Annotated in this window: 7 protein-coding genes; all 7 read left to right on the top strand. The window is 50.5% G+C overall.

All coding sequences use genetic code 11. The features are described from left to right. The first annotated feature begins 132 nt into the window (after positions 1-132). The 7 genes from X474_RS02650 to X474_RS02675 all read left to right on the top strand — a co-directional run bounded on the left by X474_RS02650 (position 133) and on the right by X474_RS02675 (position 14,148). The gene (locus tag X474_RS02650; RefSeq protein ID WP_044346555.1) at positions 133-6,333 is read left to right on the top strand and encodes a vWA domain-containing protein; all 6,201 of its coding nucleotides are present in this window, start codon (positions 133-135) and stop codon (positions 6,331-6,333) included. A gap of 945 nt (positions 6,334-7,278) precedes the next feature. Continuing rightward, positions 7,279-7,857 (top strand): TetR/AcrR family transcriptional regulator, encoded by a 579-nt coding sequence (locus tag X474_RS02655; RefSeq protein ID WP_044346556.1) that lies wholly within the window; start codon positions 7,279-7,281, stop codon positions 7,855-7,857. A 153-nt stretch (positions 7,858-8,010) separates the two neighbouring features. Next, on the top strand, positions 8,011-9,219 hold the full coding sequence (locus X474_RS02660) for an aldo/keto reductase (protein ID WP_044346557.1): 1,209 nt from the start codon (positions 8,011-8,013) through the stop codon (positions 9,217-9,219). A 967-nt stretch (positions 9,220-10,186) separates the two neighbouring features. Then, positions 10,187-11,674 (top strand): sodium-dependent transporter, encoded by a 1,488-nt coding sequence (locus X474_RS02665; RefSeq protein WP_044346558.1) that lies wholly within the window; start codon positions 10,187-10,189, stop codon positions 11,672-11,674. Between the two features lie 11 nt (positions 11,675-11,685). Beyond that, on the top strand, positions 11,686-11,790 hold the full coding sequence (locus tag X474_RS25945; protein WP_156360584.1) for a MetS family NSS transporter small subunit: 105 nt from the start codon (positions 11,686-11,688) through the stop codon (positions 11,788-11,790). A gap of 703 nt (positions 11,791-12,493) precedes the next feature. Next, positions 12,494-13,594 (top strand): ribosome small subunit-dependent GTPase A, encoded by a 1,101-nt coding sequence (gene rsgA / locus X474_RS02670; RefSeq protein WP_044346559.1) that lies wholly within the window; start codon positions 12,494-12,496, stop codon positions 13,592-13,594. Continuing rightward, a complete protein-coding gene (locus X474_RS02675) occupies positions 13,591-14,148 on the top strand; it encodes a GNAT family N-acetyltransferase (protein ID WP_197281935.1) in 558 nt (185 codons plus the stop codon). Before rsgA ends, X474_RS02675 begins: the two co-directional genes overlap by 4 nt. The last annotated feature ends 160 nt before the right edge of the window (positions 14,149-14,308 follow it).

Consider the following 14,308-nt stretch of genomic DNA (forward strand, 5'->3'; position numbering starts at 1 on the left):
AGTGACTGTAGACTTCAAATCCAGGCTGTCACCTCTATTGGTGCTTAATGAGAATTCACCGCAAAAGCGCCCGTAATATGGGTGTTGCCGGTGCAATTCAGGTTCAAGCCCTAAAAATCAGAAAGCGAAAAAATGAAGACCCACCTCTGTGTGTTTAGGATTGCGCTTAAGATCACCCTGCTTGCCATGTTGCTGTTTGCACCGGAAACCAGCCTTGCCAAGACTGGGGCCATACCACCCTATGGTGCTTTGGGGCTTGGCGGCTATAGGGTTGCCTCTCATTTGGAGAACAGCAAAGGAACCCTGAACTATAAAGATGTTTCCGGCCGGGAACAGTCCATAAAGTGGTATGGCGTAAGGTGGGACCTGCGCACCAAATATGCAGATAACAAGGCCAGGGACGCGGCCATAGCCAAGGTTCTGCAAGAGACGGACAAGCTGGGCGGTGAGGTTCTTTTTGCCGATAAGCAGTTGGTTTTGGCCAGGATAATAGATCAGGCCCATCCCAACCGCACCGCCTGGCTGGAGCTGGTGAAAAACCGCAACAAGGAGATTCGCCTCTTTCTATATGTAGAAACCAGGCTGGCTCCCGGTTTAAGCGCGGAGGTGGGGTTTGATCCCGCCAGGCCTGATATGCCAAAAGAACTGGTTTTCAGGGCTGATTTTGACGGCAGGCATTACTACACCCTGGATATTGAAATCCTGGAAGGCCGGGGCGTGAAGGTCAGCGCTCAAAACGATCTGGAAGACGCCTCGCCCCGGATACGCTATAAAACCGCGCTGGATGTTGATGCCGGGTTTTATAAAAAATACGGCATCTACGACCTGGACCCCTACCGCGCACCGCATATCTTTACGGTTAAACCCATAAAAGCCAAGAAAAAAACCAAGGTCAGGATAACCCTGCGCAAAAGTGACTATACGATTCCTCAGTTGGGGGAGCTGTCGCCCAAACCGGGGGTGTTCAAGCTCAAAAACGCCCTCGCCGATCTGCCGGACCTGGAATCCAAGGGATATATCGGCGGAAGCTACCAGCCCACCGGAGATCTCCTGCCCGACGGCGATGCGATTTACTGGTTGAACAACGGATATTACTCCTTTGCCATAAACAACCTGCGCACCAATTTGGTTCCGGTTTTGGCCAACCATATGACGACCGTGAACTGGCCCCTGGCCTTGAGCGAGATGAAACCGCAAAAGAACGGCCAAAGAGGCGCGGCAAGCCGCATGGCCGTGTATGAAGTTAACCCCCTGGGCAAGGATAAGGCCGGGGTGGATATCTCCCTTTCCAATCTGGTCAAGGGCCTTGAGCCGGTAAAGGAGGATTTTTCGGTTTTTGAGGCGGGCGGCATCGCAGGCCAGGTGGAGTCGGTCGAGCGTTTGTCCGAACCAATCAACCTGGTGATCCTCTTGGATTCCTCAGGCTCCATGAAAAGAACCATGAAGCAGGCTCTGGAAAGCGTGGAGGCCTTTATCAAGCTTCTGCCCCCTGATGCAAATATCACATTGGTGGATTTCGACACCAAGGTGAAGCCTGTAAAGGCAAAGGACCGGGATCAGTTAATCAAGAAATTGCGCCGAATCAAGGCAAACGGAGCCACGGCCCTTTATGACTCGGTAATTGAGGCCCAAAAACTGTTAAAGGGAAAGTCCCGGGCCAGTGTGGTGCTGTTCACCGACGGCAAGGACGCCAACTACAATGACACGGCCCGTGGATCCAAGGCCGATTTCAACCAGATGATGAAAAGCGTGCAGGGAACCAACCTGCCGATATACCCCATTGCCTTTGGCAAAAAGGCCGACACCGCAACCTTGCAGGCCATGGCCCGGCTCACCAAAACCACCTATTACCAGGGTGAGAGCAAGGAAAAATTGGCCGCCATATTCGCCGATATTGCCAGCAACCTGTCTTCCGCCTTTCGCATTACCTTTAAGCGCGGTGAAAGGACCACGCAAGGCTCCCAACCGGTGGTTAATTTCATGGTTGACGTAAGCGGGTCCATGGATCTGCGCCGCACCATGAAAAAGGATTGTGAGGGTTGCGGCTATCGTTTTGAGCAGCTTAAGGAAATGCTGGCCAAGAGTGTTCAGGGCCTGGGTGACAACACCTTCATGCAGCTCAGCACCTTTTCCCATGAGTTGAAGACCCCGCAGGTGATCACCAGGGACAAGTCCAGGATGCTGGCCGGAATCGGCAAGATAAAGATAGGCGGCGGCACGGATATCTTGGGCGCGGTGAAACGCTCCCTGGCCCTGAGCCTGGTGCTTCCCTCTTCCCGGCGCTATCTGGTCTTTGTGACAGATGCCGCAGGCGATGCCTTTAATTTTACGGAGGACCAGAAAAAAGAGCTTAACGCCAACCTCATGGCCCTTAAAGAGGCCGGGGTGCAATGCTTCTGGCTCGGCATGTGGGAAAGCCCCAAGGTGGTGAAGGCGCTTGGCGGCCTGGCCAAATTGAGCGGCGGGGAGGCCTTTGTCAGCTCGGACGCGAATAAGATCCGGGACAGGGTGCTCGCCCTTACCGAGCAAATAAAAAAGGACAAAGACGGGAAAAAAGCCGTTTCCAACACAGTTGAGGTGCGTTTCAACCGTCGCGACGCCAAAACCGGACGCCTTTTTGCGGCAGTGGGCCATAAAAAGGTGGATATGCCGGTTTTGGTCTCCGCGGAAAAAAACAAAATCAAGGATATCAGTTACACCATCCAGCCCCTGGATGTGGATCGCAAGAGCTACAACCAAACCGCCGCGGCAAGCATATACGGCGATGACCTCCCCCTGAAGGAGGTTCGGGTCAAGAAAATTATTTCCCTTGTCAACCGGGATGAAAAGCCGGTTTTCGCAGCCAACCGGGCCATGCGCATGGAGCTTTCCCGAGCCGTGCTTTTTGACCGGCTTAAGGGCATGGGCACTGCCCGAGACAGGCAGTTTCTGGTGCTGGATCTGGACTTGGCCAATATCCTGCCCAGTCAGAAGGTTGTTGTGCTGGATGACGGCTCCAATCACCCCAGCGGCTGGCTTGAAACCAATAACGACCGGCTTAAGACCAAAAAGGCCATACCCACTTATCGTATTCCCGGCCTTAAGAACCACCTGTTCATCAGGGTTAACAACACCCATGAAATTCCCTTTCACCCCATTACCTGGGCTTTGGAAGAGCCTTTGACCGAGATCGACTCCCAAACCCTGGATATCCCCGGCGGCGGCCATAAGAAAGGTGTTTTGGCCTTTGACATTCCCAACGAAAACATAAAGGCCCTTTCCCTGCATTTTTATGACAAGGATTACGGGCATATTGACCTCCCCCTCATAGGGGTGATGGAGCACGGCCAAAAAGATCTGGCAGCCTTGCCTGCCAAGGCCCCGGCCAAATTGTCCCAAGCCTTCAGCCTCAAGGTGACAGCCAGGGAGGCTCGCCCGGAATTAATGGGAGTTAAAGCCCCTCCAGACAGTGTGTTTGAAGTGCTGGGCCTGGAACTGGTGAGCCGTGTCAACGCCCTGTTAAAGCTCGATCCGGGCAAGCGTTTTTCCCTGCATATCAAAACCCAAAAGGGCGACTGGGTCATCGCTCCCCATGAGCTGAGCGCCCAAGCGCCCCTGGGCATCTATGACAGCATTTCCTTGGCTCCGGGCTCTAAAAACAGTTTCCGTCTGGTTTTCCAGGTGCCCGAGGCCCTGAAAAACGCACCTATGGAACTGGTGGTGGAGCTAAAGGGAAAGGATAAGCGCATTGCCCTGGGCAAAGAGGCTGAAAAGGGCCCGGTAAAGGCGGATACCGTCTTGGCCACTGGCAAGGCTAAGGGCATTACCCTCACCATAAACAAGGTGATCACAACCAAGCGCCTTGACGGCCGCAACCGGAAAAGACTTTTGGTGGACCTGACCTTGAAGGATAAGGAAGACGGCAGCGCCACCCGTATGAGGAATTTCCTGGCCCTGTCCAATGCGCCGACCCAAAATTTTCGGGGCAGAAGCACCAAGGTCATGGGCAATGCGGCCCAAAAAAAGGGTTTGGGCGGCTTTGCGGGCTCCAAGGCGGCAACAGACAATTCAAGGAAGTTTTCTTTTGCCGGTTCCGAATCCGCCAACCGCCTGCTTGGCTGCGACGGATTGGTGAAAGACGGTGATAAAAGGCGCTGCCTGCTTTTGTTTGATCCGGCAAAGGTCGACACCAAAGGTGATGTCTATCTTATCTCGCCTATATTCAATGACCTTAAATGTAAGGTGAATCCTGCCAAGGCGCCCGGGCTGAAAAAACCAGATTCATACTTGATGGCAAAGAGGCTTGAGGTCAAGGGCCAGGCAGTGGATCAAAAGCTTAAAAACCTTTTGGCCAAGGTGCGGCAGGAGAAATTAAACCAGGCCAAGCTGAACCGGTCTGTTGCCAAGAAGATTTATTCCCTTGAGCAGGAGCAGGAGCCGGCCCGGGATGTGCCGCCCTTGCCTGTGAGCCTAAGCGGCGGCCGGGTTATCGGTGAAATCAAGGATTTTGACGCGGCGGTCAAGGCCCTGGCCGGTGTGGACTGGGTGCCTGCTTATCACGAACGCATGATTTATTCGGCTGAAGCAGTCTTTACCCAGGGCTGGGGCAGCGAGTACGACTGGCTCGCCTTTTTGACTCCCTATATCAGGCGCAAGAATGTTGAGGTGGAGGCCGGTTATTATCCCCTGACCAGCGCCGGTAAAAAAGAACTTGTCCAAAGGGCCAAGGGTGTGCCCCTGCGTCATAAAAAGGCCCTTTACCTGAAATGGCGGGAAAAGGGTGAGGACAGGGATATTGTGCTTCCTTTTCTTAAGCCTTCCGACGAGTTGGCCGGGCTGCTTAAAACCGATAAGCCAAAGAAGATATCCCTTCCGGGCAGCTTTAACAGCGATGTGACGCTTACCCTTTATTATGAAGACGCACCTGCGGGCAAAGTAACCCAGATGGGCTCCATGGGCTCCGCCTTGAGCGGTTCATCCGGGAAAAAGGGGAAAAAGCTTAAACTGCTTTCAAAATCCTACTCCAGTCGGCATGCCGCCAACATGCCCTTGGATTTCTGGTTCGCCCTGGCCAGGGACCAAAGGGGCAACAAGGTGGTACGGGCTTATTCTTCCACCCCCCAAGGTGTGAAAACGACTGACAGTAAAATTAAAAACAAGATCATTCCCAAAAAATTGGTTGTTAAATTAAGCGACTTAAAGGGCAGCCCGGACCCCCTGACTTTCAAGTTCAAGACCGGCCAAAAGGTGGAAGACGTTTTTCTGACTGTGAGCTTTGCCGCCCCGGACCTGCCGGAAAAGGCCCTGGCTGTATTACAAGCCGAGCAAAAACGACGCCTGGCCAACATAGATAAGATCTCCGGCTTTTCCCGTTTGCAATGGGCCAACCGGGCCAAGATCTATTCTTTCCTGGGCATGCAGAGCAGGGCCGAGGCTGGACTCAAGGCGGGTTTAAAGGTCTCGGCTGCCCGCAACAAGTCCCCCAGGATCATCCTGGCCATGATGGAAAAGACCCCGGAAGGCAAACTGATCAGCTCTTTGGATCTTTGTCGCGCGGCTGCTGATGTTTATGGCAATAAAAACCAGGTTCGGGCCTTTAAGGCGGGCAGCGGCTTTGTCAATGCTCAGGCCGAGGCGGCTGTAACCCCCGGCGCGCAAAGCCTGATGGATCAGTGGTTCAGAGTTGAGGGGCAAAAGATCGCCATCATCATGCCCGGGAAAAACAAGCATATGATAAAGCTCTTAAAAGAGCGGGGTACGGATTCCGCCATTATCGCCCGTTTGAAAAAGAGCAAAAATGTCTGGCTTTATCCCCTTAAAAATGACGGCAGGCCCATTTGGCTGGAGGTGGACCCCAAGACCTATGAAACGGTTTCAATGCTGCCCAACGGCATGCATGGGGCCATGACCGAGAACAAAATAATCGACACCCTGATCAGAGAAGGCGCTCAATATGCAGTGGGCTTTTTCTCGGGCATGGGGCTCAGTGAGCTTACCGTAGCGGCTGTGAGCCTGAATGTGGAAGACTATGACAAGGTCCTGGAAAGGGCGGAGCAGATCGCGGGCCTTATTGCCTGCGGGGTCAGCACGGTCAGCGCCATGAAGGGGCTTAAGGACGGTATGAGCGATGCCGAGATGGTCTCGGGCACTATCGATATAGGCCTGGGCATGAGCGGCTGCATAAACGGTGATTTTGCCAGGGGCGCGGGCCTGGCCAAGGGAATGAGTTATTCCCTGGCTGGAGGTGATTTTAAAGGTGACGGCGTAAAAAGCGTGCTGGGATTTGCCAACGGCTTTGGTGACGCAGTGACCCTTTATTTCAAGGCTGCCAAGGAAACCGCCCATATGCGTTAAGTAAAAGAGGGCGCAAAGACAGCCTTTTGGTTAGACCGCTAGAGCAGGGGAATCGGAGCGTCCCGATTCCCCTGCTTTTTATCTTCTTTTTCCCGGATTGGTGGGAACCTTTTTACACAGGTCTTCAGCTATTTTTTTACAATCTTCCCATCTCTGCCTGCAATTGATCCTGGGTTGATTGACCGGTTTGAGCCCCACGGCCGCCAGGGTGCAGTCGTTTCCTTCTTTTTCACATTTTTGGTCACAGGCTCTTCTTGTTTTTCTGCAAGCTTTTGAACAACCGGGTGTGTAGTTTTGAGTGCAATCACTTTTGCAGGCCTTGTAATCCGATTTGCATGTATTCAGGCAGCTTAGTTTTTGTTGCAGGCAATAGCTGAAACCGGGATGAGGGCTCGCTGACTGCTGCTCTTTTTGACATTGCGCGTAGTCCTTGTCGCATATCGCCCTGTTTGCTTTCAGGCATTTTTCGTATTTTCAAATTCTTCCGGTGGAACCAAGGGCACTGTACCGATGTCTTCTCCTGATTCTTCCTGGCCGGAGGGTGGGGTGGGATCTGCCGATAAGGCACAGGGTGGCTGGAAAATAAGGCAAAAGGAAAGGAAGCACACTAAAAAACAAAACCTGGCGAGCATATCGTAATCTCCTCTTTATTGCCCGTAAGCGGGCTCTGCGGTCTGAGGCCCAAAGACTATCGAGACTCTTTGCAAGGCCCCTGAAGGGTGATTACCAAAATCAGCTCTAAGTGATTTTTACTGTACGCTTAATTTGTCTCGCTGAAAATAGCTGAATGACATTAACTTTGAACCTTAGATACGCAAGGCTTTTTTCTTAATGACAGGACATGGGGGGGCGTGTCCGATGCGGTGCAACCCGCCTGTAAAGATTTCAGACCGGGGCCCCAAACAGTACTTGACATAATCGAATGATCGTTTTATTTTTAGGGGCATGAGAACCAAGGACGAACAAAAAAGACAGGCCCTTTTCAAGGCAACCGTGAAACTTGTCAATGAGATAGGGTTTGCCGCCAGCTCTGTATCCAAAATCGCCAGAGAGGCCGGGGTCTCCCCTTCCACCTTGTATGTGTTTTTTGAGAACAAGGAAGATCTTCTGGTTTCAACCTATGTGGAGCTTAAGCTGGGGCTGGCCGGAGCCCTTCTTGAGGGTTTTGACCGGAGCCTTCCCATAAGGGACATCATAAAAAACGTCTGGTACTGTGTATTTGAATATATTTCAAACAATCGGGAAGCTTATGACTATATGGAGCAGTTTTCCAATTCTCCTTACAGCTCCCTTGTAGATAAGAATCTCATAGAAAAAGAGTACACCCCCTTTATAAATGTGATCAATGCGGGCATTCGGCAGAAAATCATCAAGGATGTGGATATATTCATCATTGCGGCCTTTATTTTCAAGCCTCTTTCCCAGTTGGCCAATCCCCGTTTTTGTCTGGATATGGATATGGAGATGGATGAACAAAAGCTTGAATTGGCCTTTGACATGGCCTGGGATGCCATAAAGCTTTAGGCAAGAGCAAAATTTTTTTGTTACTTTTAATAACGAACGTTCGATTATAAGTATAGACCAAGCGCCGGATCCAGGCTCATGGGTCTTTTTTAGAGGCTGTAACGGACAAGTGACCCGTTTTACAAGCCATGACCTTGTCAGGGAGTTTTTAAGATGCAATACCGTGAGGTGCCTAAAAACGGAGATAAGCTTTCCATCCTGGGTTACGGGTGCATGAGGCTTCCCAGCAAGATGGGAGGCATTGATCAAAAACCGGCGGAAAGGCAGATGCTTTACGCCCTTGAACAGGGGGTGAACTATTTTGACACCGCCTACCCCTATCACAACAACAGAGGGGAATCCTTTGTGGGTAAGGTTTTTTCCCAAAATAACTGCCGTGACCAGGTCAAGCTGGCCACCAAATTGCCCCACTGGATGACTCATTCCAAAGAAGGCATGCACAAAATCCTGGATGAACAGTTAGGCAAATTAAAGACCGATCGAATTGATTATTATCTGGTTCACGCCTTAAACGGAGGATTGTGGGAGAGCTCCAAAGAACACGGGGTTATGGAATTTTTAGAGGAAGCCTTAAGCCAGGGCAAAATTCTAAACGCCGGGTTCTCTTTTCACGGGCTCTCCGGGGATTTCAACCAAATTGTCGATGACTATGACTGGACCTTTTGCCAGATTCAGTACAACTTCATGGACACCCAAAACCAGGCAGGCACTGCGGGGCTTCACTACGCGGCTTCCAAGGATATGGCCGTGATGATCATGGAGCCTTTGCGCGGGGGGAACCTGGCCAAAACCCCGCCTCCTTTGGTGCAGAAAATCTGGAACAGGGCAAAACGCAAGCAATCGCCAGCCGAATGGTCTCTATCCTGGGTCTGGAATCAGCCTGAGGCTACGGTGGTCCTTTCGGGAATGAATGATGATCAGCATATCCAAAGGAATATCCGGCTGGCTGATGAGATGCGCCCGGATTTTTTATCGGAACAGGAGTTGGACCTGGTTCGGGAAGTTGCCGATGAATACAGGCGGGTCATGAAGGTCGGCTGCACTGGATGCCAGTATTGCATGCCTTGCCCGGCAGGGGTCAATATCCCGAGCTGCTTTGATTTTTACAATTCAAAGCATGCCTTTAAGGATAAATCGGCCAGGATGATGTATCTGTTCCAGAATGGCGGGATGGTGACGGAAAAAACCTCCCTGGCCTCTCAATGCGTCCAGTGCGGCAAATGCCTGGAAAAATGCCCCCAAAACCTGCCAATTCCGGAGTTGCTTAAGGAAGTTAGCGGAGATATGGAGGGGGCCTTGGCAAAACCCATGATCTGGCTCGGCAGACGGATGATGAAGACCAGGAAAAAACAAAGCCGCTGAACCGATCGGCTGGAGCTGTTTTGTTGTTGTTTTTTAACCACTATATGAATAAGCCGTGCCGGAAAAATCAAAAAAATTGGTTCCGGTACGGCTTATGGCCATGCGTATTTAACACCCCTAAAATCGGAGATTTTGGGGACCCCGAGTACACTCCTAAAATCGGAGATTTTTGGGATCCCGGGTGACGACCCACGAAATCGTGTGCTGATTAGGTCTGCGTCTCTTTCGGGCTAGTTGCTTTTTGATGATAAAACTGAGCTCAGTATTTATTTTGTTGTTTTATTACTGGATTTCTCCTGGGAAAAATATCTGCCAGCCCTGTTAACCCCATTAAGATTAGGCAAAATAGATTTGTTTGTTTTGGGTGCGTAGTTGATGGTTGAATTTCAAAACCGTATTAAAGATAGTAATATACTACTATGCACTACATATTTTATCTAAAAAGTAAACTATGACTTCCTGTCTTGACCGGCTTCCTTGAAAAACCAAACTCAATATAGCTTTTTGATTTTAAAAATGAGTAAGATTGTCGGAAAATAAGGCGGATATGGTATAGATATTTTGAAAAGGGATTATTTTTATATTAATATTTATAATAAGTTGTATATACATAGCTTAATCCTTTGATATCTATTCAATAAAACGATCCCACCATTCAAATTATTCATCTTCTCCGTTTTAAAAATAGGGCAGTTTTAGGCTGTTCAGTTTTGAATTAGCCGGTAATATTACGGGTCTTAAGCGGATTGGGAGGTCCGCCGTCAGACCCAGTTTGGTCACCAATAATCAAATTTTACAACTTTTATAATTTGGTTGGTAGGGTTTTGGTTTTATTGACAGTTAAGAAATCGTCGATTTAAAGTACTATAATAAATAAAAATATTGAAGAGTTTAACGATAAGATTATTCCTATATTATGTCTGGAATTATCTTGGTATATTAACCCAATATTATAAGGATCATATAAATGGAGAAACGAGAGCAATGGGGAACCCGTACGGGTTTTGTGCTTGCAGCCATTGGATCAGCTATCGGGTTAGGCAATATCTGGCGCTTTCCCTATGTGGCTTACGATAACGGCGGAGGGGCCTTTTTTGTTCCATATCTCTTTGCCATGCTTACAGCCGGAATCCCTTTTCTGATTTTGGAATTCGGCATGGGCCACAAGATAAGAGGCTCTGCTTATCAGATTTTTTCCCGCCTTTCCAAGCGTTGGGAGTGGCTGGGCTGGTGGCAGATTCTGGTCTCCTTTACCATTTGCATTTACTATGTGGCGGTAGTCGGCTGGTCCATTTCTTATTTTCTCCTTGCCTTTAATCAGGGGTGGGGTGCGGACACCGGCGCCTATTTCTTTAAGACTTATCTTGAGCTCTCGGATTCTCCTTTGAATCCCGCCGGTATTCGCTGGCCGGTTTTTGCCTCTGTGTTGGCCGCCTGGGCCATATGCTGGGTTGTTTTGTTCAAGGGCGTCAAAAGGGGAATTGAGATCGCCTCCAAGATCCTTATGCCTCTTTTGTTTGTCATGGTGATCATCATCACCGTGAGGGCCGTCACCCTGCCCGGATCCCTTGAGGGGGTGAACTGGATGTTCAAGCCGGACTTTTCCAAGCTGACAGACATCAATGTATGGATTGCCGCCTATGGTCAGATCTTTTTTTCCCTGAGCATCGGCTTTGCCATTATGATCACCTATTCCAGCTACCTGCCCAAGAAATCGGATATCACAAACAACGCCTTTATCACCGGTTTCGCCAACTGTGGTTTCAGCATCCTCTGCGGTATCTTAGTCTTCTCGGTTTTGGGGCACATGGCCCAGCATCAGGGTGTGGGCATTGACAAGGTGGTGAGCTCCGGTGTGGGGCTGGCCTTTATCACCATTCCCAAGGCAGTCAACAGCCTTCCCTGGCCGGTGTTCTTTGGAACTTTGTTCTTCCTGGCCCTGGTTTTCGCTGGTATGAGCTCCTTGATCTCCATCTGTGAGGTCTCTGTTGCCGCTCTTACCGACCGCTTCAACTTTGACCGCAAAAAAGCGGTGAGTGTCTTTTGCTTAATCGGTTTTCTTTTCAGCATCATATTCACCACCCGGGCCGGTCTTCTGGTTCTCGATATTGTGGACCACTTTATCAACAACTTTGGCGTTCTGGCCGGTGGCTTGGTGGAGATCATTTTCATCGCCTGGTTCTGCCGCCTGGTTGACTTCCAGGAACACATTAACAAAATCAGCGACTTTACGGTGGGCTCCTGGTGGATTTATTGCCTTAAGATCCTTACTCCCTTGGCGCTTGGCATAATCAGCATCATGAACCTGGTTGAAGACATAACCGTCCCCTACGGCAAGTATCCTCAGGAAGCTTTGGCCTCCCTGGGGTGGGCGCCGGTTATAGGCATCCTGGTGATTGGTGTGGTTATTCAGAAATTTGGCCTGGGTAAGGGCAAATCAGCCCAAGGTATGTAAAGGAGGGTTCCATGTCATTTTCCGCTATTTTCATGATGCTTGTTGGCCTTGGAATCACCTGGGGCGGGGCTGCGGTATGCATCGCAATCGCCATCAAGAAAAAAGAGGCCCAATAAAGCCTTTCTCATCTTCTCGGGCAGGGATCTTATGCCCGAGCTTTTGCCGGATGCACAAATAACAGGGCAATTGAAAAAACTCCCCCTTGACCGGGGGAGTGAAGCAAAAAAACGCGCTTCCCGGAAAAAGGGGGGCGCGCTTTTTTATACTGTGCAGTTAAACAGTTACTGGGATATGTTTCACGGCATGTACGATTTGTGAAAAACATTTTCTAAGCTAAATCTATTAATTCCCCTTTTTCTTAGCAAAGATTCTGGTATTATCCCTGGCTAAACCATTTCAAAGGAGATTTTGATGTTCTGCATTTCAATAGAGCTTGCCGCCAAGATCGCTGCCAAGGGGTAGACCGGCCGGTGGATTATTGATTTTGCCTTGCCCTGCAAGGTGTGAGATCCATTTATTAATCTTTCCAGCCTGTTAAAACCCATAGCCAAGCTGTATCCGCAGTCTGGGTAAAGGGAATCTATTCCTTTTCAGCGACTCTTTCGCTTTCGCTCTAAAATTTTCAAATTAATTTAAGTTCATAACCGGTTTGGTTTATCCGGGGCAGGTTCACCTGCGGGCTCTATTTTGATTAAGGCGCCAGTGGTGAATTACCGCCTGCGGTTAGGCGCTCCTTGATCGGTTTGGGGTTTTAATTTCGGGCCAAGCCCCGAGGCCTCGGCCATTGCTAAAGCCGGTTAATAATCAAGGGTGCGAACAATGAATTCAGAGTTCAATTCTTGGAATGATGATTCTCTGGTCAGCCTGGGCTGGAACCAGGATTTTCAAAACTATTTTGAATTACAGGAAGATAACTCCCTGACTCCCGCCAGGGTGATTGGAATCAACAAAAACCTGTTCCAGATAAGGGGGCCTGTGCAAAAGTGCCTGGCCACTCTGGCTGGCAGAATGGCCCATCAGGGAAACGGCGTAAGGCCGGTGACGGGTGATTGGGTTCTGGTGAGGGATAAGGTTATCCACCATGTCCTGCCCCGCAGAAACGCCCTGACCCGTGGAGCGGCCGGCAGCCGGGGTAAAAACACCGAAGCGGCCCAAACCGGCCAGGTTATTGCCGCCAATCTGGATACGGTATTTATAGTCTGCGGATTGGACCGGGATTTCAATTTGCGTCGCATGGAGCGTTATCTCAGCTTGATCTATAACTGCGGGATTAATCCGGCGATTGTTCTGACCAAGGCCGATATTCAACAAGACCCTGAACCATTCAAGGAAGAGGTGGAAGGCATTGCCTTTGGCGTGCCGGTTTTCCTGGTCTCCCTTTACGACCGGGCCTGCCTGGATCTTGTGGCTGACTATTTAAAACCAGGCAAAACCATTGCCCTTTTGGGCTCATCCGGAGCGGGGAAATCCACCCTGGTAAACCGGCTCAGCGGCAGGGAGATTCAGGCTACCAGCCAGGTGAGCCAAAGCCTGGGCAAGGGCAGGCACACCACCACCAGCCGGGACATGGTTTTCATGCCCCAAGGCGGCATGGTGATCGATAATCCGGGTATCAGGGAAATAGCCTTTTGGGACACTCAAAACGGAGTCAGAAGCGCCTTTCCGGAGATTGAAGCCCTGGCCGGAGGATGCCGCTTTACAGACTGCACCCACACCCATGAACCCGGCTGCCGGGTGCTTGAGGCGGTGGCTGATCAAAAGCTGGGGCAAGACCGCCTGGATGCGTATCACAAGATGAAGCGGGAAATGGATTTTCTGGGGCAAAGACAGGAAAAAAGCGCTGACCGCCTGGAAAAGGAGCGCTGGAAAGAGGTGAGCCTGAAAGTCAGGGGCATCAAGAAAGGCAGGAAATACCGATGATGCTTATTGCAATGGTTTTAGCGCAAGGCAAATTGGATGACATGGAATGCAAAGTGAAGATAAGGCCGGAAAGCCAAGAAGATTATCAGGCAATAGAGGAGATAACCAGGGCCGCTTTTAAGGATCATCCCTACAGCAGGCAGACGGAGCACCTTATAATCAGGAGCCTGCGTGAACAGGGTGACCTGGCCATATCCCTGGTGGCGGAAGAAAAAGGCAAAGTAGCCGGGCACATTGCCTTTTCCAAGGTGATTATCGGGGAAAGGGACCAGTCCTGGTACGGCATGGGGCCCGTTTCGGTTGCTCCTCTATATCAAAGGCAGGGGATCGGAAGCAAACTCGTTCGGGCAGGCCTGCAAGCCCTCCGGCAAATAAAGGGTAAGGGCTGCGTACTGGTTGGCGATCCCCTGTTTTACGACAGGTTCGGTTTCAAGGCGGAATCGTGCTTAACTTTTGAACATGCTCCCAAAGAGAATTTTATGGCCCTTTGCCTGCAGGGTGAACTGCCCCGAGGTGAGGTTTTGTTTCACCAGGCCTTTGCCGTGAGTTCTTGATAAAAAAACTGCCGGGCCTTGAACAGGCCCGGCAGTTTCAACTTGCCTCTAAAGGCCTTCCGGGCTTTGTGGATGCCATTGCTTGAAATTACAAGCCTTGGCAAGGGGCCATTCTTGCCTCACCTGTTTCGCTAAAAAAAAGGACGCTTGTGCGTCTTGT

The sequence above is a fragment of the Dethiosulfatarculus sandiegensis genome (genome assembly GCF_000931935.2).
Classification (GTDB): Bacteria; Desulfobacterota; Desulfarculia; order Desulfarculales; family Desulfarculaceae; genus Dethiosulfatarculus; species Dethiosulfatarculus sandiegensis.